The 20,697-nt window shown below is 45.6% G+C and carries 20 protein-coding genes; 9 read left to right on the top strand and 11 right to left on the bottom strand.

What is annotated here, in order from left to right; translation table 11 throughout:
• Positions 1-166 precede the first annotated feature (166 nt).
• The 6 genes from H5300_RS12320 (at position 167) to H5300_RS12295 (ending at position 3,218) form a co-directional block, all read left to right on the top strand.
• Complete coding sequence (locus H5300_RS12320) at positions 167-763, top strand: DJ-1/PfpI family protein (protein WP_102445671.1); 597 nt, start codon at positions 167-169, stop codon at positions 761-763.
• A gap of 97 nt (positions 764-860) precedes the next feature.
• Positions 861-1,100, top strand: a complete 240-nt coding sequence (locus H5300_RS12315; protein WP_182796065.1) for a hypothetical protein — start codon at positions 861-863, stop codon at positions 1,098-1,100.
• 21 nt (positions 1,101-1,121) lie between these two features.
• Positions 1,122-1,523, top strand: coding sequence for a hypothetical protein (locus tag H5300_RS12310; RefSeq protein ID WP_017076957.1), 402 nt, complete (start codon positions 1,122-1,124; stop codon positions 1,521-1,523).
• Between the two features lie 335 nt (positions 1,524-1,858).
• Positions 1,859-2,377, top strand: a complete 519-nt coding sequence (locus H5300_RS12305; RefSeq protein ID WP_108185324.1) for a hypothetical protein — start codon at positions 1,859-1,861, stop codon at positions 2,375-2,377.
• A 43-nt stretch (positions 2,378-2,420) separates the two neighbouring features.
• Positions 2,421-2,777, top strand: coding sequence for a MerR family transcriptional regulator (locus H5300_RS12300; RefSeq protein WP_182796064.1), 357 nt, complete (start codon positions 2,421-2,423; stop codon positions 2,775-2,777).
• A 60-nt stretch (positions 2,778-2,837) separates the two neighbouring features.
• Complete coding sequence (locus H5300_RS12295; RefSeq protein ID WP_017083073.1) at positions 2,838-3,218, top strand: carboxymuconolactone decarboxylase family protein; 381 nt, start codon at positions 2,838-2,840, stop codon at positions 3,216-3,218.
• 111 nt (positions 3,219-3,329) lie between these two features.
• Here the strand turns inward: H5300_RS12295 and H5300_RS12290 are convergent, their stop codons facing one another.
• The 10 genes from H5300_RS12290 to H5300_RS12245 all read right to left on the bottom strand — a co-directional run bounded on the left by H5300_RS12290 (position 3,330) and on the right by H5300_RS12245 (position 14,904).
• Entirely contained in the window at positions 3,330-4,211 is an 882-nt protein-coding gene (locus H5300_RS12290; RefSeq protein WP_054541472.1) for an AEC family transporter, read from the bottom strand.
• Between the two features lie 287 nt (positions 4,212-4,498).
• Positions 4,499-5,833 (bottom strand): guanine deaminase, encoded by a 1,335-nt coding sequence (guaD, locus tag H5300_RS12285; protein ID WP_182796063.1) that lies wholly within the window; start codon positions 5,831-5,833, stop codon positions 4,499-4,501.
• 59 nt (positions 5,834-5,892) lie between these two features.
• On the bottom strand, positions 5,893-6,774 hold the full coding sequence (xdhC, locus tag H5300_RS12280) for a xanthine dehydrogenase accessory protein XdhC (protein ID WP_108209375.1): 882 nt from the start codon (positions 6,772-6,774) through the stop codon (positions 5,893-5,895).
• A 48-nt stretch (positions 6,775-6,822) separates the two neighbouring features.
• Positions 6,823-9,228 carry a xanthine dehydrogenase molybdopterin binding subunit gene (gene xdhB, locus H5300_RS12275; RefSeq protein ID WP_182796062.1) on the bottom strand — a complete coding sequence of 802 codons (2,406 nt, stop codon included), beginning with the start codon at positions 9,226-9,228 and terminating at the stop codon, positions 6,823-6,825.
• The gene (xdhA, locus tag H5300_RS12270; RefSeq protein WP_182796061.1) at positions 9,221-10,666 is read right to left on the bottom strand and encodes a xanthine dehydrogenase small subunit; all 1,446 of its coding nucleotides are present in this window, start codon (positions 10,664-10,666) and stop codon (positions 9,221-9,223) included. Before xdhA ends, xdhB begins: the two co-directional genes overlap by 8 nt.
• Positions 10,667-11,148: 482 nt before the next feature.
• Positions 11,149-11,883, bottom strand: a complete 735-nt coding sequence (locus H5300_RS12265) for a GntR family transcriptional regulator (protein ID WP_102456253.1) — start codon at positions 11,881-11,883, stop codon at positions 11,149-11,151.
• A gap of 194 nt (positions 11,884-12,077) precedes the next feature.
• On the bottom strand, positions 12,078-12,764 hold the full coding sequence (locus H5300_RS12260) for a DNA-3-methyladenine glycosylase I (RefSeq protein ID WP_017092268.1): 687 nt from the start codon (positions 12,762-12,764) through the stop codon (positions 12,078-12,080).
• Between the two features lie 119 nt (positions 12,765-12,883).
• Positions 12,884-13,381, bottom strand: a complete 498-nt coding sequence (locus tag H5300_RS12255; protein WP_182796060.1) for an N-acetyltransferase — start codon at positions 13,379-13,381, stop codon at positions 12,884-12,886.
• Between the two features lie 41 nt (positions 13,382-13,422).
• A complete protein-coding gene (locus tag H5300_RS12250) occupies positions 13,423-14,049 on the bottom strand; it encodes an HD domain-containing protein (RefSeq protein WP_182796059.1) in 627 nt (208 codons plus the stop codon).
• A gap of 195 nt (positions 14,050-14,244) precedes the next feature.
• A complete protein-coding gene (locus tag H5300_RS12245) occupies positions 14,245-14,904 on the bottom strand; it encodes an HAD family phosphatase (protein ID WP_182796058.1) in 660 nt (219 codons plus the stop codon).
• 411 nt (positions 14,905-15,315) lie between these two features.
• On the opposite strand from H5300_RS12245, the gene H5300_RS12240 reads away from it, so the two are divergent.
• Positions 15,316-16,644 carry an anaerobic C4-dicarboxylate transporter gene (locus H5300_RS12240; protein ID WP_004732879.1) on the top strand — a complete coding sequence of 443 codons (1,329 nt, stop codon included), beginning with the start codon at positions 15,316-15,318 and terminating at the stop codon, positions 16,642-16,644.
• A gap of 156 nt (positions 16,645-16,800) precedes the next feature.
• On the opposite strand, the gene H5300_RS12235 is transcribed toward H5300_RS12240, so the two are convergent.
• Positions 16,801-17,706, bottom strand: a complete 906-nt coding sequence (locus tag H5300_RS12235) for a LysR family transcriptional regulator (RefSeq protein ID WP_065605925.1) — start codon at positions 17,704-17,706, stop codon at positions 16,801-16,803.
• A 102-nt stretch (positions 17,707-17,808) separates the two neighbouring features.
• On the opposite strand from H5300_RS12235, the gene H5300_RS12230 reads away from it, so the two are divergent.
• Both H5300_RS12230 and H5300_RS12225 read left to right on the top strand, forming a co-directional pair.
• Positions 17,809-19,299 carry an aldehyde dehydrogenase gene (locus H5300_RS12230; protein ID WP_017086641.1) on the top strand — a complete coding sequence of 497 codons (1,491 nt, stop codon included), beginning with the start codon at positions 17,809-17,811 and terminating at the stop codon, positions 19,297-19,299.
• 90 nt (positions 19,300-19,389) lie between these two features.
• Entirely contained in the window at positions 19,390-20,529 is a 1,140-nt protein-coding gene (locus H5300_RS12225; protein WP_182796057.1) for an epoxide hydrolase family protein, read from the top strand.
• Positions 20,530-20,697: the final 168 nt, after the last annotated feature.

The raw sequence follows: 20,697 nt of genomic DNA, 5'->3' as shown, positions 1-20,697 counted from the left end.
AGTAGAATCGTGCATCTGCTCGAGTTGCAGCTTTTGTTGAGGAGTCAGTGTAATTTTCATGGGTCTTAGCATGATCCTGATTTTATCGAAAATCAAGCACCTTCATTGATCACGGGTATATAGGTAGTTATGACCGTATTGAATCAAGAGATAGGAAAGGATAAATATGGATATTGCCGTACTAACATTTGATGGATTTAATGAGCTGGATTCTTTCATCGCATCGGGTATTTTGAACCGAATGAAAGAGTTTGGCTGGAATGTGCAGATTACTAGCCCCACTGAATCAGTGACTTCAATGAATGGAGTCACAATTCAATCTCAGCAACCTCTGGAGTTTGCCAATACTGCTGATGCCGTGTTGTTCGGTAGTGGCATGCTGACCCGCGATATCGCCCAAGATGCTAAATTACTCTCAAGGTTAAACCTTAACCCACAAACACAATTGATTGGCGGTCAATGTTCAGGGACTTTGTTAATGTCGGTATTGGGATTGCTGAATCAGGTTCCAGCTTGTACTGATTTAACAACGAAACCATGGGTAATTGAATCCGGTGTGACCGTGTTAGATCAGCCGTTTTATGCGGAAGGTAACATTGCTACAGCGGGTGGCTGCTTGTCATCCAAATATCTGGCAGCATGGGTTATCAGTAAGCTCGCAGACCAAGCACATGCCGAAGCTGCAATTCACTATGTTGCGCCTGTTGGTGAGAAAGAAGACTCTGTGAACCATTGCATGTCGATAGTAAGTACTTACGTTTAAAATTATTCATTGCGTGCGCAGTTCTGTATAAGGTTCTTGATATGAATCTCTACCCGTGGCATTTTCTGTTCCAAATTGACTTTAATTAGGACAGAAAATGGAAGAGGTGACAGTCGCGTATTTTAGGGCGTTAAGCGCATTCTTCAGATATATGTTTCAGTCGCTCGTGATCGAATTTATTGGTTACGGTTCTGGCTGGATAGTCTGCAAGGTATTCACTTTAGGGCGCTTCCCCTCATTGATTCCAACTGAAAAAGAGCGAACCAGAATCTCTTATATCGGGGCGATTAGTCTCGCGCTATTTCTGATAGCTATAGGTGTGTTTAATAGTTTTTAGGCTGCGGGATAGAGTGTGACCATGGATAGTATTCAAAATAATACGGACAAAAAAGACATGCTTGAGAAAGTTCAGGATATTGCTTCGATTAACGGGCTGGAATATGAAGTGAGCGGGAATGTTCTTAATCTTAAACTAGGCAGAGCCGCTGGAAAGGTTAAGATTAAATACGATTACGTTACGCGTTCATACGTCTACAACTGCAATGAATATGCTGCTGGTTTTTCCAGTCTCATTTTCTTCGCTCTTTCGTTCAATACTCTGTATCAGGCAGACCAACAAGTATGGTCTGGCTACGTCGCAGGTTTGATGTTTGCGGTGGCAGTCTTTAATTTGATCCAATTAGTGTTGTCTCACGTGCAAATGCTAGATATTAAAGCGCAGCTAAGAGAAGTCGGTATCTATCTAAAGTCTGCCGCATAAGAGCCTTTAGCATTGTGTATCGTGAACAACTCAGCAATCACTGAGTAACGAGTGGTGATTCCCTGTCTTCGGTAACTACATGCTTAAATAAACAGCGCCAACGCCAATTGTTGGTGCTGTTTTTACTTTCCTCTTACACTCTTTTCAAATATCGAACCTAGTATCAAATTTCTCTTTGTTACACAGGCAAGTCTCTCATTATGAAGAACTTCTTTGATAGCGAACTCATGCTCTCTAGCTCCTTGAATTTCGTTTTGCTATCGCTTGGGCTAACGCTCCTTTTTCATCTTCCGATTTGGTGTGGGTTCAACTTGAGCCGACGAAAGTGGAAGCTTATGGATTATTTATGGCCGTTCTTGGCGGGTATCGGGATGCTGGGTGCAGTGTCTGAGATTCGTGCGAAAGTAGCGGGTGATTGGGTTGAAACCGAACAAACCAGAGCGGTGGCGATTTTAGAATCGGTTCAGCAGTTTTCTTTGGATAAGCTGCGAAGTGATACCTGCACCGGTCAACCATCTTTAGATAATCACGCTCAGCACCACGAAGCGTGTTTGTGGTATTTGGATACAGCTATCACGTTCAAAGATGTCGATTTCACCTTGTTACCCAACGCATCGGATTTTGCGGTTCCTGCGCCTAGCGTGTCGCTGGTTGAAAGCGATGCCGTGTGGGTGGATGGTATGCTGAGTCAGTATGAGATGCAGAAAAACCAATACATAAAAACCAGAGAAGCGCAGGTGAAGCAGCCACTAGAAAGTATCTTTTGGTATGTGAGTCCTTACTTAGTGTGCTTCGCTATTGCTTTGCGTTTGACGAAAGTCACCGCAGAGCTCAAATTAGATAAGTGCGCATAGTTTGAGTTCCTAGTTCTTATACCCAGATAGAAAAGGTGAAGTAATGAATGTGAGTGAGTTTTCTCGGTTGGTGGGTTTGTCCGCCCATACGCTTCGCTACTATGAAAAAATCGGCTTGTTGAAAAATGTTCAGCGGAACAGTAGCGGTCATCGAGTCTATAGATCGAAGGACGTTACCTGGATTGAGTTTGTGAAGCGCTTAAAAGACACCGCAATGCCACTGGATGAGATTCTAGAATACGCAAAGCTAAGGGATTTAGGGCCAGAATCGACTTCGCAGCGCCAAGTGTTGCTGGAACAACATCAACAAAATTTGCGTTCCCATATTGAAGAGCAGCAAAAGCATCTGGCTGCGCTAGAGCAAAAAATTAGTTTGTATCGAGATGGAAAAGTCCGTTGACTTAGAGTCGACTCTAACTTGTAAGGTGTTCCTGTGAACTATAAATACAGGAACAAACTCATGAATCAATCACGTTTCGACATTGGCTTAGAAAGACTTAATCATATCGACGGAGAAGCAGGGCAACAGGTTATCGAGAGCCTGCAAGACATCTGCCCTGATCTTGCCAAATATACTATCGAGTATCCCTTTGGTGACATCTATTCACGCCCCGGTTTGGATTTGAAATCACGAGAGATCGCGACCGTTGCTGCCCTTACCGCACTCGGTAATTGTGCCCCTCAGCTTAAGGTACATTTGAATGCGGCACTCAATGTTGGATGCAGCGAGGAAGAGATTAAAGAAGTGATACTGCAGATGTCGGTGTATGCGGGATTCCCAGCTGCGTTAAATGGCATGTTCGCATTTAAAGAAGTGCTTGCGGAGAGAGGCACAGCTTGAGATAAATAGAAAATATAGTCTGAAAAGGGAGCGTCAACTTTGCTAAGTTGCGCTCCCTTTTCATTGATGGGCTAAGTTTTAAAGGTCGTAAAACTGAAGGTTCGCGGTTCTTTAAGACGACATAGACAGCGCGAATGACAGCAAGATAGGCAAGGTGACCACGCTTAGGAAGTTGCCGAACAACACCATAGACGCGACCTTGGGTGGCTCGACATTGAACCTTTCTGCGAACAGGTAGTTCATCACGGCGGGTGGCAGCATGGTGAACAGAACCATCATCTGTAGGTGCAACGTAGGCAGCGGGATAAAGAAGTAGATGATGGCGAAGGCGATGGCACCAGTAAACAGCGATTGAGCCGTGCACAGCAAGCCAACTTTGAGTCCGCTGAGCTTCAAGTTGACCATTTGCGAACCTAGCGACAACAGCATAATAGGCACGGCTGCTTGGCCGAGTAGTGAGGTGGCTTCGTAGATTGGATTCCATACTGCAATGCCAGACAGGTTGAGCGTCATCGCTAACGCTGCGGCTAAGAATATCGGCATCTTGAGGATTTGTTTGATCGGGTTACCATCGCTTAATAGTGCCAAGCCAACACTAATGTGCACGCAAGCCGACACCACAAACAGCAGTACAGCAGGGGCTAATGCGCTCTCGCCAAAGGTATACGTGAACAGAGGAATCGCGAGGTTGCCACTGTTGCGGAACATGTGTGGCGGAGCCCAAGCTTTGAAGTTGAGCTTAAAGATCTTACAGATTGGTATCATCAATAAAGCAGGAACCAACACCGCGACCAAAGAGGCGGTGATGAGTGGCAGTTGTTCTGTGTCGAGAGGCATGGTGGTTAGCGATGCAAACACCAAAGCAGGAATACACACATCCATGTTGATGCGATTGATCGGTTTGAAATCGGGCTTGAGCCAACGACCCACCGCAAAGCCAGCACTGGCTAAAGCAAAAACGGGAAACAGAATGCTGACGACCTGTTCGAACATAGAATTCCTTTCTAGATTTAGTGCTTCCATTTAGCTGAGAAACGAATGTTTTAGAGAGACGCTAAAGTGAAGTATGAAGTCGAAATGTATAAACATTAACCTATCAATATAATGACTTGGCGTCACCGAAGATCGTTGTCTGTGAGCGGTTAATTTATATTTCTTTGAATGAAGCACAAAAAAGACCAGTGGCATCAGCAACTGGTCTCTAAAGGCTAGATAAATCTGGACGGATTTTTAATTAACGACGGCTGTCGTTGTCTAGCGATTGTTACTCGGTTTTAAGCCTAACTAACGAGCTTTTTGTAGTCTTTGAAGTTCACATCGTAGGCCTTTTCGCCGTAGATGTAAGTCTCGCTAACGGTTCTGTCGTCACCCAAGCTCATCAATACAAACAGCTTCTCTTCAAGCTTGGTGGCTTGTTCCATTCTAAAGCGCATCAGCTGAGTTGCGTGTAGATCCAACACCACGAAATCCGCTTCTTTGCCGACTTCCAAGTTACCAATCTTGTCTTCTAAATGCAGCGAACGTGCGCCGCCTAGTGTTGCCAAGAACAGCGACTTAGCTGGGTGCAGCTTCTGATGCTGTAACTGCATGATCTTGTACGCTTCACTCATTGTTTGCAGGATTGAGAAGCTGGTGCCTGCGCCTACATCAGTACCCACGCCGACACGAATACCGTGATCTTCCATCTCTGGTAACCGGAATAGACCAGAGCCTAAGAAAAGGTTAGAAGTTGGGCAGAAGGCGATGGCAGATTCAGTATCAGCAAGGCGTTTACATTCACAATCAGAAAGGTGAATACCATGAGCAAATACCGAACGCTTGTGAAGTAGTCCGTAATGGTCATAGACATCTAGGTAACTGTCGTGCTCTGGGAACAGCGATTTCACCCACTCGATCTCTTTCTCATTTTCTGAAAGGTGCGTGTGCATGTACACGTCTGGATATTCTTCTAGCAGTTTACCGACAGTGGCAAGTTGCTCTGGAGTACTGGTTGGCGCAAAACGAGGCGTCACCGCGTAAAGCAAACGGCTGCGGTTGTGCCATTTCTCAATCAGTTCCTTGGAGTCTGCGTAGCCAGATTCCGGTGTGTCGGTGAGGTAGTCTGGTGCATTGCGATCCATCAATACCTTACCGGCGATCATACGTAGATTACGCTTCTCGGCTTCTTCAAAGAATACGTTAACCGACTCTTTGTGTACCGTGCCAAATACCAGTGCCGTGGTGGTGCCGTTGCTTGCCAATTCGTCTAGGAATAGCTTCGCCACTTTGTGTGCATAAACTGGGTTTTTGAAGCGTTTTTCTTCTGGGAAGGTGTAGTTTTCTAACCAATCAAGAAGCTGCTCACCGTAAGACGCGATCATCCCTGTTTGAGGGTAGTGGATGTGCGTATCAATAAAGCCAGAGGTAATCAGCTTGTCTTTGTATTCTTTTACTTCGAGTGTTTTTGGTTGGCGAGCCAATACCTCATCGGCATGGCCTAAGTCGACGACATGGCCGTTCTCAACCACTAAAACACCGTCTTCAAAATAGTCGTAAGACTCATCGATACCGACGTCTTTTGGGTCGGCGACGCTGTGTAAAATGCTGGCGCGATAAGCTTTGCGTTGCGTTGTCATGTTTACTTCCTTTTAATGACTTCAGCGACGTTATGGCCACTGAAGCTTTGCGACTTTTATTAGGCGATCTTCTCTTCCAATGGTGGTTCGCCTACGTCGCTTGGTTGACTGTGTTGATCGGTCAAATCCTGATTTCGATATTGTTTGGTTGGGCGCTTTTGTTCAAGTGCTTGCCCTTGATAGTGTGCGATCAGTTCACCTGCAACCGATACTGCAATTTCCGCAGGATGTTTGCCATTCACCGCACTAATGCCAATCGGGCAAAGCATAGTTTCTATCTGTTCTTGGCTGTAACCACGTTGCTCTAAGCGGAAATCGAACTTCTTGCGCTTAGTGAGTGACCCAATCATGCCAAAGTAACGGCTGTCTGCACGGTCGATAATCGCTTTAGTTAAATCGAAATCGAGCTGGTGGTTGTGGGTCATCACTAGGTAATAGCTGTTCGGTGGCATGTGTTTCACTTCGCCAACCGGATCATCTGAAACAAGCTTTTTCACACCGTGTGGTAGCGTTTCAGGGAATACTTCTTCGCGTTCATCAATCCAGGTAACACGGAAGGGCAGGGTCGCGACAATGTGCAGCAGTGCCTTGGCAACGTGGCCAGCGCCAAACAGCACGAGGTGGTTCTGCTGAGTGCCAATCGGTTCAAAGCTTAGTGTTGCCATTCCGCCACAACACTGGCCTAAACGAGCACCGAGGTTGAAGCGTTCCACTTTGAGTGATTTCTCGCTGGCAATCAGCATCTCACGCGCCATTTTAGTGGCCACATGTTCAAGGTGACCACCACCAATCGTAGCGATGATTCGGTCACGAGTGACAAGCATTTTGGTGCCCGCATCGCGTGGAACGGAACCTCTGTCTTCAAGAACCGTCACCATCACACACGGTTCGTAGTTCTCTTCCAGTTTTGCCAGTTCGTGAATCCAATTATCCTTAAACATATGTCCTCCTAAATCCCTTCTATACTTCCCAAGCTATCATGAGCCTTATTAAGCCGTTTCTGATTGAGCATCGACCGATGTCGGAGTCGTTTCAGTGACTTCCTGAATCGCCATCAGAATACGTTCTGGCGTTGCAGGTGTGTTGAGCTTAGGAATCGCGCCATCGACGGCGACATAGCTAATGGCGTCTTTCAGGGCGCTCCATACCGACATACCCAACATGAAAGGCGGTTCACCCACGGCTTTCGAGTTGAAGACGGTGTCTTCTGGGTTGTTACGGTTTTCTAAAAGGTGCGTTCTGAAATCAATTGGCATATCAGCAATCGCAGGGATCTTGTAACTCGCAGGACCATTGGTCATCAAGCGGCCTTGCTGGTTCCACACCAACTCTTCCGTTGTCAACCAACCGACACCTTGCACAAAACCACCTTCGACTTGGCCGATATCAATCGCAGGGTTCAATGAAGCCCCCACGTCATGCAGAATATCGACACGCAGAATCTTGTTCTCGCCGGTTAGGGTATCGATGATAACTTCTGAGCAAGAGGCACCATACGCGTAGTAGTAGAACGGGCGACCGCGTGCTTTCTCGTGATCGTAATAGATCTTCGGAGTGCGGTAGAAACCAGTGCTCGATAGCGAGATTTGGTTAAACCAAGCCAGTTCAACAAATGAGTTGAAGGTCATGATCTCATCGCGAATCTGCACCATGCCGTTCTTAAACACCACCTCTTCAGGCCACACTTTGAAGTGCGCAGAAGCGAAGTCAATCAGGCGCTGCTTAATGGTCATTGCGGCGTTTTGCGCGGCCTTACCGTTGAGGTCGGTGCCCGATGAGGCTGCGGTTGGTGATGTGTTCGGAACTTTGTCTGTGTTTGTAGCGGTGATCTGGATACGTTCGACATCGACTTGGAACTCCTGTGCAACGATTTGTGCCACTTTGATGTTCAAGCCTTGCCCCATTTCCGTACCACCGTGATTCAAATGAATACTGCCATCGGTGTAGATATGGATGAGCGCACCTGCTTGGTTCAAGAAAGTCGCAGTAAACGAGATGCCGAATTTCACTGGTGTGATCGCAAGGCCTTTCTTCAAGATAGGGCTCTGCTTGTTGAACTCAGCGATTTCTTTACGACGTGCGTGATAGTCACTGCTGCGCTCAAGCTGTTCGGTTATCTCAGGTAAAAAGTTGTCTTCAACGGTTTGGTAGTAATGGGTCACGTTACGGCCTTCTTCGCCGTAGTAGTTCGCCTTACGTACTTCCAAAGGATCTTTTTTCAGGTAACGCGCAATCTCGTCCATGATGTGTTCAATGGTCATCATGCCTTGCGGGCCACCAAAGCCACGGTAAGCGGTGTTCGATGCGGTATTGGTTTTGCATCGATGACCAACTACAGTTGCATCGCCTAAGTAATAAGCGTTGTCTGAGTGGAACATCGCACGATCGACGATAGAACTTGATAAGTCTGGCGAGTAGCCACAGTTACCTGCGACGGTAATGTCGGCACCTTGAATCACACCATTGTCATCAAAACCGACCGTATATTGATTGTAGAACGGGTGGCGTTTACCGGTTTGCTGCATATCTTCGTTACGCAGCAGACGCATTTTGGTAGGTCGACCTGTAAGGTGGGCAATAACCGCAGCCATACATGCTGGAGAGGCCGCTTGAGTCTCTTTACCCCCGAAACCACCACCCATACGACGCATATCAATCACGACTTTGTGCATTGGTACGCCAATCACTTCCGCAACCAGTTTTTGAACTTCGGTCGGGTTTTGTGTCGAGGTGTAAACGATCATGCCGCCATCTTCGGTTGGCATAACGCTACTGATTTGAGTTTCTAGGTAGAAGTGCTCTTGGCCGCCGATCTCTAGGTCACCAGAGATCACGTGTTTTGCTTTTGCCAGTGCGGCTTTCGAGTCACCACGTTGTTGAGTGTGGCTTTCTGTGACGAAGTGCTCTTTCTCTAGCGCTTCTTTTACATCAAGAATCGCAGGCAGTTCTTCATATTCAATGATTGCAGCGTGTGCGGCTTTACGTGCGGTTTCTAAATCGTTAGCTGCCACGGCAATCACAGGTTGGCCGTAGTATTCTACTTTGCCATCAGCAAGCAGTGGGTCACCCGGAAGAATTGCACCAATATCCAGTTCACCCGGTACGTCTTTCGCTTGAATAGCAATTGCCACACCTTCGAATTCGTAACACGGTGATAGGTCTATTTTGGTGATGTTAGCGTGCGCTTGCGTGCTCAGGCGTGCGTATACATGCAGCTGATTTGGGAACTCTAGGCGGTCATCAATGTATACCGCTTCGCCCGTGACTTGCTTGGCTGCACTGTCGTGTTTAACGCTTTTACCTACGCCAGTTTTTAGGTCTTGTTTTGCAATGGTAACCATCTCTTCGTGGGTCATCGCATTGCTCTTGTGAACAGAGGAATTTGATTTAGACATAAGACGTTACCCTTGTTTCGATTTGGTTGTTTTTGTTCTGTTGTTCAATGAAGTAACGACGCAACATATTTGCTGCCGACAATGAACGGTATTCTTGGCTTGCACGGAAATCAGATAGCGGCTCAAAGTCGTTATACAGTTCCTGCATCGCTAACTTAATATTAGCGTCTGTCCACGGTTTGCCTAATAACGTATTTTCACAACGAGTTGCACGCTTAGGCGTTGCTGCCATACCGCCGAAAGCGATACGAGCGTAAGAAACCTTGCCATCTTCAATTTGAATATCAAACGCACCACACACCGCAGATATGTCGTCGTCTAAACGTTTCGACACTTTGTAAGCTCGGAAGCTGTCGTTGGTTGGCTTAGGAATGATGATCTGTTCGATGAATTCACTCTCTTTTTGCGCCGTCACTTTGTAGCTGATGAAGTAATCTTCAATTGGCATAGTGCGTGACTCGTCTCCGCAGCGAAGTTTGATTTTCGCGTCCAAAGCAATCAGCAGAGGAGGGGTATCACCGATAGGTGAAGCATTCGCCACATTACCGCCAATGGTGCCTTGGTTACGCACTTGCAGTGAAGCAAAGCGGTGCAGTAGCTCACCAAAATCTGGATAGTGCTTTTTCAGTAGTGCGTAAGAGTCACTGATAGGCAGGTTGGCACCAATAATTAAATCGATGTCGGTTTCTTCGCATACCTTCATGTCTTCAACAAGGTTTACGCTGATCAGTGTTTCAATCTCGCGATGGAATTGCGTCACTTCCAATGCTAAATCCGTACCGCCAGCAACCAGCTTAGCGTTCGGATGTGCTTGAAAAAGCTTGGCCAGCTCATCGGTGCTTTTCGGGGAAAAAGCGGTGAGGTGACCAAGGCGTAAGTTGGCTTCAGTGTCTTGAATACCTTCTAGCTTCTTGATGGTGTTGCGTTCAAGTTCTGCAAATTGGTCAATCAAAGGCTGGTCTGTTGAAAGCGACATCGCAGCATCAACAATTGGTCGGTAGCCAGTACAGCGACATAGGTTACCCGCCAATGATTCCATGACGTCTTCTTTGCTCGCATCGGGTTTGTTCTTGCCTAGGGCAAACATCGACATGATGAAGCCCGGCGTGCAGTAACCACATTGGGAACCGTGAAAATCCACCACCGCTTTCTGTACTGGGTGCAAAGAGCGATCTCGGTTTTGTAGATCTTCTACCGTAATCAGTTGCTTGCCATGCAGCGCTGAAACGAAAGTAAGGCAAGAGTTCACCGAGCGGTATTGCAGTTGTCCATCAACCACTTCACCGAGAACTACCGTACATGCACCACAGTCACCCGACCCACAACCTTCTTTGGTACCGGTTTTATTAACCTTGGTACGAAGGTAGTTGAGTACTGTCATATTTGGCGACAGATTATCTTCACGTCTTATTTCCTGATTGAGCAAAAAAGTAATCAAGAGACCTCCTTGTAAATCGACATATTTCCATGTGTATTCTTTTTGACTTCTAGGTCAATAATTATCCATCCTGACCCTGTGGTCAACTATTTATTTACAAAAATGCAACAAATAGTCTTTTATGGAGATTGTGTACAATTTTATTTTAACTTTAGTTGCTTGTTTTATAAGGGGTTGAATTAAAAGCGAACAGTTTTATGGTGTGAATGAATTGATAGCTATGTATACAAGATAAAGGAGGGGTTTATGGCACTGTTGGAAGTGATTCTATAGAGGCTAAGATCGTTGTTGAGGGCAGAATAGACAACATTTTTAGATGGATGTGAGTCGATCGTCGTATTTATTTTTAGAGGAGAGGGCATAAAAAAAGAGAAGTAAACACTAAGGCTTACTTCTCTCCAATTTTGTTAAAGAAAAGCTGTTAACAAAAAGCTGTTAACAAAAAGTTGTTAACAAAAGGTTTGGCTATCTAGTTAGCAGAACTATGACTTGCTCTTAAGCAGGTCAGAGAACACGACATGCAGGTCGCTTGAAGCCGTGCTGCTGTCTAGGTTGAGCTTCGAACGGATATGACTTAGGTGTTCTTGCATCAATTCTACAGCTTGTTGTTCGTTGCCAGACTCTATCGCATCCAGTAAGCCTGAGTGTTCGTCTAGAGAACAGTTCGAGTGATTGCCCGTTTCGTATTGAGCGATCAGCAGTGAGGTTTGTGACACTAAGCTGCGTTGGAAAGCCAGCAGTGGCGCGTTCTCTGCCATTTCAGCCAATTTGATGTGGAACTCACCAGATAGACGTAAGCCAGAGCCGTAATCACCTTGGTCGAAAGCACAGTTCTCTTTCGCGACTAATTTTCTGCATTCTTCTATCTGAGCTTTGGTCGCGTTTTTCACCGCCAACTCAGTGATAGCAATTTCCATCACTTCACGTGCTTTAAATATCTGTTTGGCTTCGTCAACCGTTGGGGCTGCAATCATGGCACCTCGGTTTGGACGGATCACCACAACTTGTTCTAAAGAGAGACGCAGCAAGGCACGACGTATGATGGTGCGGCTAACGCTAAAGATTTCTGCTAGCGCTTCTTCGCTTAATTTGGTGGCTGGTGGCAGCCTTTGTTCTAATATCGCGTCGAAGATATGGCAGTAAACAACATCGTCTTGAGTCTGGCCTGTTACTTTCGTTTTTACACCTTTGGAGACAGAATTTTTGAGAGCTGTCATAGAGATAAGGGCCCTTGTTTAGTCGAGTTGGGTTAGTCGAGAATAATTCATGAGAGTTACTCTATATTGTATACATTTATCTATACAATGCCACCGGATGAAAGTGCGATGCACGCTTATTTGTTAATGACTTATAACATTTTGTTTGCAGGGAACTGTGTGCAATCTTTAGCTTTAAACCATTTTTAATCCAACTAAACTCGATTATCACCGCAGCTGTAGGCAACGATTTGGCTGATTTCGCTCAGACTACGACCTGACTGTTGCTGCCATTCGTTGAAGGCTTTACCTGCTGCCAGTTGTGCTCGCTTGGTATTACGGCCGCTATCGACCACATCGGTGCTGCGTAGGTGTGCTTCAACATCTGATGACAAGATGAAGGTGTCTTTACCCATTTGGCGCAGAGTGTAGGCACCAGTATTACCACCTAATCGCTTGCCGTGTTTCTTCAGATAATCCCAAAGTTCAGTGATACGTTCTGATGGCCATTCGGCAACCATTTGCGAGAATGAATCGGCTTCACGCTTGGCGTTGTGGATCATGGTGGCATTGGCAGGGATGGTCATCACCTTAGTAAGGTGACGAATAATGCGCGGGTCTTGCGCTTTCTGTTCCCACATTTCATTCGGCAGCATCAGCATTTTTTCGATATTGAATTCAAAGAACACTTCTTCAAATTGCGGCCATTTCTTTCTCACTACATTCCATGAAATACCACATTGGAATACCTTTTCGGTAAAGGCGGCTAGCCAACGGTCGTCGGTGATTTGCGATAACTCGGCTTGGGAAAGGGGCGCGCGAACAATCTTTTCGAGTTCGGCTGCTCCGCCTTTACGGTGAGCTGCACGTTGATAAATAGTGTCGAATTTTTCTTGGGTCATTGAAGGTTCCAAATTACATCTGTGTATCTTGAGTGTGCAGCCATGCTTAATGATATGGGGTCAAATCTGGCAATTAAAACAAGTCTGTTAACTAAAACCAGTCTGACAATTAGAACAAGTTAGCAGAGCTTCAATTCCATTTGATAGAGGGGCCAGGTTTTGCCATTGAACTCTTTCACGCTCGGCTCTTTGTCTACCACTTGAAAGCCCGCTTTGTCGTAGCAGCGCTTTGCGCCGTAGTTTTGCTTAAATACCGCTAAGGTGATGGTGGTGACATCTGGTATTTCTTTCGCCGCTTCTAATGCACTTTCTATCATGGATTGCCCAAGCCCTTTACCACGTTGGCTTGGGTGAATCGCGACTCGGCAAAAGCGAAGCTCACTGTCTGACATACGCTGAAACTCCATAAAGCCAAGTAATTCATTGGCATTCGAGTTAGTGCTAGGCGTGGAGAATGTGTAAAGCTCGACATGAGGCTCTTGAGATCGTTCGATGATCGAAGCTACTTCTAACGGCCAACCAAAGGTTCGCCCGCCCCACAAAACGTAGTCTTCTAGGGATGTAAACCAAGTGACGATCTCGTCGGCGTCGGATGCTTTAAAGCGCTTTATTTCCATATCCTTCCCTCTCCCTTATCGTGTGTCTGTTTTCTAAGCCGTTAAACTTCTGTGCGCAACTGATCAAGAAAACCACGCATGTAGTCGGTGCGCTTGTTGGCTTCTAACTTGGCGGATTCTGTATTCATGGTTCCAGCCAGTTTAAACAGTTTCACGTAGAAATGGTCGACGCTGTAATGCTTGTCATCCAAGTCACGATGTTCAGCGAATGGGTCTTCGTGGTTATAGAGCTCTGCGTTAAAACTCTGACCCACGTACAGGCAGCGTGCAATACCAATCGCACCGAGAGAATCTAGGCGATCGGCATCTTGGACGATTTGAGCTTCCAAGGTTTCTGGCGTGATGTTGGCGCTGTAGCTGTGAGTAACAATGGCATGATGGATCTCATCAAGGTAGGACGCAGGATACTCGATAGATTTGAGATAAGAGATGGCCTTGTCTGCCGCCATTTGTGAGCTTTGAGCGCGGTCTGGGTGGTTCTTCGGAAAGGTGAAGCAATCATGAAGGTAAGCGGCGGGCAGCACGACTTCAAGCTTAGCTTGTTCTTGAGCACACAAAGCCTTGGCGGTTTTGACTACGCGCTTAATATGGCTGATGTCGTGCGCTGCATCTTGTGTCATTTCTTGTTGTGCAAAATCAAGCAGTTGGCTTTCTAATTTTTCTATCACGCGTCCCTTTCTCCATTTTTAGACGTTATCAATGTTGCTTATCGATCAGTGTCGTTTCATATCGACTTTAACAGTTTCAAGCGCGAGTTTTTATCTTTTATAAAAGGAATACCCACAAAAAAACCGACTCTGTGAGTCGGCTTAATAGAAAGGTTATTCTGTGTTGATTAAAGCGTTATCAACGGTAATCAGAGCCTAAGCTGCAGCTTGTTGAAGCTGCGCTAATACATCATGCAGCGATGGGCTTATCGTGTGACCAAGCGCTTTCACTTCTTCGCAAGGCTCAACCAAATCAGGGATTTGGAAGCTGATCATGTTGGCTGCCATTGATGCGCGAATACCGTTGTTTGAGTCTTCAAACGCTAGGCAGGTTTCAGGGGCAACACCTAGGCGTTCTGCCGCCAATAAGTAGATCTCTGGGTGAGGTTTACCATTGGTCACTTCACAGCCTGTGCTTAGTGAGGTGAAGTAAGAATCTAGGCCTGCCAGCTCAAGCTTTTTTTTCGCGATATCAAGCTGAGTCGAGGTCGCCACCGCGATTGGAATGTCGTTTGATTTCAGCCATTCAAGAAGCTCAATCACGCCATCTTTAACTGGGATAGCCTGGTGCTTAACAATCGCAGTGTAGCGCGTGCGCCATTCATGGTTCAATGCTGGGTAATCTAACCCTTCGCCGTAGCCATTTCTAAAGATCTGTTCGATGGTTTTTGCGTTACAGCCAATGATGCCTAGGTAAACATCCTGCAAAAACGGAACACCTTGCGCGTGACATGCTTCTTCAAAAACCTGCATACAAAGTCGCTCGGTGTCGAGCAGCAGTCCATCCATATCAAAAATAGCAGCTTGAAAATTCATATACGTGGTTCTTTCTGTGTTGTCGTCGTGAGGGCGAGTATTTTGACATAGTGTCTGGAGATAGGCGAGTCAGTGTTGCGTGAGAATATGCAGAATTGGCTCAGTAATATGCCTCTGGATGAGCTATGATGTAATTGATTCGGTCTGGAATGATATCGTTAAGTTATGAGCCTGATATTTTATAGGTCATACCGTTCTAACAGACACAAGAATGGTTATCATACATAACAAATCTAGGTTGAGTACCTAGCTTCCTATTACAATTCATAAACTTACAGGCGTGTTAGCGTGACCATAATCTTATAAAAAACAATTTGCGGAAGCCTGCAATCATAGTGTGACCAAGCAAAAAGTAAATGGTGGAACTTACGGACAAAATAGAATTAGTCCACATTTTTAGCAAGGTTGCTTATGTTGTATTTTGAGTTTCTATTTTTATTAGTCGTACTTTATATCGGGTCTCGGTATGGCGGTATTGGCTTAGGTGTTGTTTCTGGGATTGGCTTGGTTATCGAGGTGTTTGTCTTCAAGATGCCACCAACGTCTCCACCTGTCACCGTAATGCTGATCATCCTCGCTGTTGTTACCTGTGCTTCGATCCTCGAAGCGGCTGGTGGCTTGAAATACATGCTTCAAGTTGCGGAAAGGGTACTGAGAAAGAACCCTAAACGTGTCACCTTGATAGCACCGTTCGTGACTTACTCGATGACTTTCTTATTGGGTACTGGCCACGCGGTTTACTCAATTATGCCAATCATCGGCGATGTTGCGTTGAAGAATGGTATTCGTCCTGAGCGCCCAATGGCGGCTGCGTCTGTTGCGTCTCAGCTAGCTATCACGGCATCACCAATTTCTGCTGCTGTGGTCTATTACCTCGCGCAACTTTCTGATATCCAACACTCTATTACTCTGCTTTCTATTCTTATGGTGACGGTTCCTGCAACCTTGTTCGGTACACTTTTGCTTTCTCTGTATAGCTTGAAACGTGGTAAAGAACTAAACGACGATCCTGAATACCAAGCGCGTCTAAAAGATCCTGAGTGGAAAAAGCGCATTGAAAGCACTACAGCGACCTCTTTGGATGAAGTGCTTCCAACTTCGGCTCGTAATGCGGTATTGATTTTCCTACTTTCAATTGTCGTGATTGTTATCGTGGCGATGGTGCCTGAGATCAGAACCATCGTAGACGGCGACAAGCCAATCAAGATGTCGGTGATCATCCAAATGATGATGCTCTGTTTCGGCGGTATCATCTTGCTGGCAACCAAAACTGACCCGCGTGATGTGCCAAACGGTGTGGTATTCAAATCGGGTATGGTGGCAGCAATTGCTATCTTCGGTATCGCATGGATGTCGGATACTTACTTCCAATACGCAATGCCTCAGTTCAAATCTGGCATCGTGGAAATGGTAACCAATTACCCGTGGACGTTTGCTCTAGCGCTATTCATCGTATCGGTTGTGGTGAACTCTCAAGCCGCGACTGCTCGTATGATGCTACCGGTTGGCCTCGGCTTAGGATTAGACCCAGCACTGCTTATCGGCTTGATGCCAGCGGTTTACGGTTACTTCTTCATCCCGAACTACCCATCAGACATCGCAACGGTGAACTTCGATGTGTCTGGCACCACCAAGATTGGTAAGTGGTACTTCAACCACTCATTCATGTCGGTGGGTTTAATCGGTGTAGTCGGCGCATGTTGCTTAGGCTACGCACTGGCTCAGATTTTTATCGCTTAATCTAACTTTTTGTCGCTTAATTAAGCGATAACGAGATAAAACGAAAAACAGCGCCTATTGAGGCGCTGTTTTTGTATTGGAAATCCCTGCAGTTCGCTCCGCCGTTAACTAACTTTTGCTAAGTGAGAGTTGCTAACTAAACAATAGTAGTTGATGCTAATTCTTTAGACCTTTGCTATACGATTTGGCAAAATCGAAGAAGATCTTTTTGATCGGGCTCTGAGCAGGATTGAATGTAATCAATTCTGTACTGATGGTGTCGAGGTGATCGTTGATATCGATGATTTTGACGCCTTTTCGATAGTAATTCTTAACTGTTCCTGCATGTAAGCTGATACCAAACCCAGAGCTGACTAAGCCTAAAATGGCTTCGGTATCGTAAGCCTCCTCTACAATATTGGGCATGAATCCAGCATTGCGACACACTCTTTGAATGATCTTGAAAAAATGAGTCCAGTTATTGGCATTCCCTAAAATAAACGACTCATGTCTTAGATCGATAAGGTCTATAGATGGTTTATGTGACAGTGGATGAGAGTCTGGAACGATGGCGACGAGTGGGTCTTGCTGAAAAGGAAATGACGTGATGCCTTTATAGATTAATGGACCAGTAATGAAGCCAAAATCTAAACGTTCTTTTTCTAGAGACTCAATTTGATCGGCTGAAAACTGATGAATAAGTTCTAGTCGAATCAACGGGTAAGAATCTTTGAATGCCTTTAGAAGTTGAGGCAATTGACCTGTAATCGCAAAGTTCGTATAGCCAATTCTCAATGACCCTTCTTCCCCTATCTTCACGCGCATCGCACTCTTTTCTGCGTCGATTAACGATAGAAACGCTTGGTGTGCTCCCGCATGAAATGCTTTTCCCGCGTCGGTCAATTCTACGAGGCGAGTGGTTCGAATAAAAAGAATTACTCCCAGGTCAGATTCGAGTTTTTGTAATGATCTCGATAACGCTGGCTGAGCGATGTTGAGCTTCTCTGCAGCTCTTCGAAAATTCAATTCCTCCGCCAATGCAAAGAAGTGTTTTAGATGCCGGATTTCATAATTCAAACTCATACTCATTCCTAAAAGGTATCAAGATATATCTTTCTGATGCTTTACGGGAATCTATCAAATTATTAACATTCTGGAAACATTAAATTAAAAAGAGAATGATTAATGAACAATGTACTCGTCGCAGCAGATATTTTTTCTTTGGCCGAACAGGGTGAACTATGGGCCGGTCATTTGATTCCTGACCACTCTGTAAATCGTGAGTTGTCTTTTCCTACTATTGCTCCACATAACAAATCTGTCATTGGTGCAATTGAATCTGGTAGTCCAGAAATCGTTAATTTAGCCGTGAGTGCAGCTCGTGAGGGATTCAATAAAGGCGAGTGGTCTAAATTGAACCCAGCGGAGCGTAAAGACGTGATGTACAAATGGGTTGTGCTGCTTGAAAAACATGCCGAAGAGTTAGCAGCACTCGATTGTGTTGAAGCTGGTAAACCTATCGCTGAGTGTCTTGAAACTGATATTCCAGAAACTATTTCACTTATTAAATGGTACGCAGAAGCGGTAGATAAGCAGTTCGGAAAGGTTTCACCAACCAATGGTGATGCGATGGGGCTCATTGTCAAAGAGCCGATTGGTGTAGTGGGGGCGGTACTACCTTGGAACTTCCCTGCGTTGATGTTTGCATTCAAAGCTGGCCCTGCATTAGCAACGGGTAACTCTGTGATTGTAAAACCTGCAGAACAAACCTCATTGAGCACGTATCGCATGGTTGAATTAGCGCACCAAGCGGGCATCCCTGAATCGGCGCTTCTTATGGTCACTGGCCATGGGGAAGACACAGGCCAACCGTTAGGTTTGCACAATGATATCGACATGATTTCTTTTACTGGCTCAACTGAAGTTGGTCGTAAGTTCTTAGAGTATTCCGCGCAAAGTAACCTAAAAGAGATCGTTTTGGAGTGTGGTGGTAAGTCTCCTCAAATCGTTTTCTCAGATATCCCTGATATGGATGCTTTCATCGATGACATGCTAAACGCTGCATTTTGGAACATGGGTGAAAACTGCAGTTGTGGTTCTCGTTTAATTGTTGAGCGTACTATTCGCGACCAAATTATCGAAAAAATGATCACGAAAATGCGTGATTGGAAGATGGGTGACCCAACTCAGGCTGACACTATTGTTGGCCCAATGATTGAACAAAAACACTTCGACAAAGTGAAAAGCTATCTAGATAAGGCTAAAAGCGAAGGCGCGCAATTGGTTTACGGTGGTACAGCCTCTGATGAGGTCGGCCTGTTTGTTGAGCCAACCATTTTTAGTGATGTGACTGCGGATATGAGCATCTTCAAAGAAGAAATCTTTGGTCCGATTCTAGCGGTAACGGCCTTTGATACCGAAGAAGAAGCACTCAAGCTTGCCAATGATACTGATTACGGCTTAGCAGCCTCGATTTACACCTCTGACATCTACCGTGCTCAACGTGCAGCGGCAGCCGTGAATGCTGGCACTATCTCGATTAATGGTTTTTCTGAAGGGGACATCAGCACTCCTTTCGGTGGTTTTAAGCAGTCTGGATTTGGCGGTAAAGACAACGGTGTTGAAGCATTTGACCAATACCAACAGACGAAAACTATCTGGTATGTAAACAAATAGCCGTTAATAAAAATATAAGAACTGATGCATATGTCGTTATATCGAGGATGATGGCGACATATCGCAGCCATAAATGAAAGGGACGATTTTATGATTAAACCATTTGAGGTTAACCTTAGTGATGATATTTTGTTCAACATTAGAAAAAATGTTGCTGAGTACCAATGGGGTTATATGCCTGACGACGGTGGTTGGGATTACGGTACGAATATCAAATATCTCAAGGAGTTGTGTGACTACTGGGTGAACGAGTTTGATTGGCGTGAACAAGAACGAAGAATGAATAAGTTCTCGCAATTTACGGCTTCAGTTGATGGGATGAATATTCACTATATCCATATCCGCGGCAGCTCTGTAGAACCTCGCCCTCTACTTATTAGTCACGGTTGGCCCGGTTCTGTTGCTGAGTTTCTTGATTTGCTTGAACCTCTGGCTTTCCCTGAGTTGTTTGGCGGCAAAGCAGAAGATGCGTTTGATCTTATTGTTCCTTCGCTGCCCGGTTTTGGTTTCTCTGACCGACCAGAAAGACCAATGGGACCAAGAGCGATGGCTAAGGTTCTTAACAGCTTAATGACGGATGTACTTGGTTACGATGATTATCTAGCACAAGGTGGGGACTGGGGAAGCGCGATTTGTAGTTGGTTAGGTCATGATTATGCCGACCACTGTAAAGCGATTCACATCAACTTCCCGACGATGCGTCATATTGATGGTCCTCAAGATGAAGAAGAGCAAGCATGGTCAGATCGCGTAGATAGTGAATCTGTTATGGAGGATGGCTATCGAACTTTGCAAGCAACACGCCCACAGACACTGAGTTACGCTATGCAAGATAACCCAGTTGCGATTGCAGCTTGGATAGTTGAGAAGTTTTATTCATGGTCCGACCTAGACGATGGGGACATTGAAAGCGTTCACAGTAAAGATGAGATGTTAACCAACATCATGATCTATGTGGCGACAGGGACTTTCAACTCTTCCACTTGGATCTACTACGGACGCCGTGAAGAAGGCGGTCGTATATTAGGTGAAAACGGTAGTCGTGTAGAGGTACCGACAGGAGCCGCACTGTTTCCGAAAGAGACACTGGCGTGGCCTCCGAGGAAATACTCGGAACGCATGTATAACATCAAGAGCTGGACGGTTATGGAACGCGGCGGTCATTTCGCTGCAATGGAGCAACCTAAGGCGTTGATGGCAGATATTCAGCAATTCTTCCGCGGTATGTAACCCCAGTTGACTTGCAAGTTTTGAATTATCTGTAAATTTTGGACTGTATTTGGGCGGTGATCTTTCCCTTTTCGCTGAATGATATTGTGGAAAGTTCTCGCTTTGAAACTGATAGGAACACGTATTTGCGTGAGTGAGCAGTAGTAAAAACGTGTTAGATCAATAAAG

Origin of the sequence: Vibrio sp. SG41-7 (genome assembly GCF_014164465.1) — a bacterium.
Lineage (GTDB): Bacteria > Pseudomonadota > Gammaproteobacteria > Enterobacterales > Vibrionaceae > Vibrio > Vibrio splendidus.
Note: the sequence above shows the minus strand (reverse complement) of the source record. Positions and strands in the feature narration are given on the sequence as shown.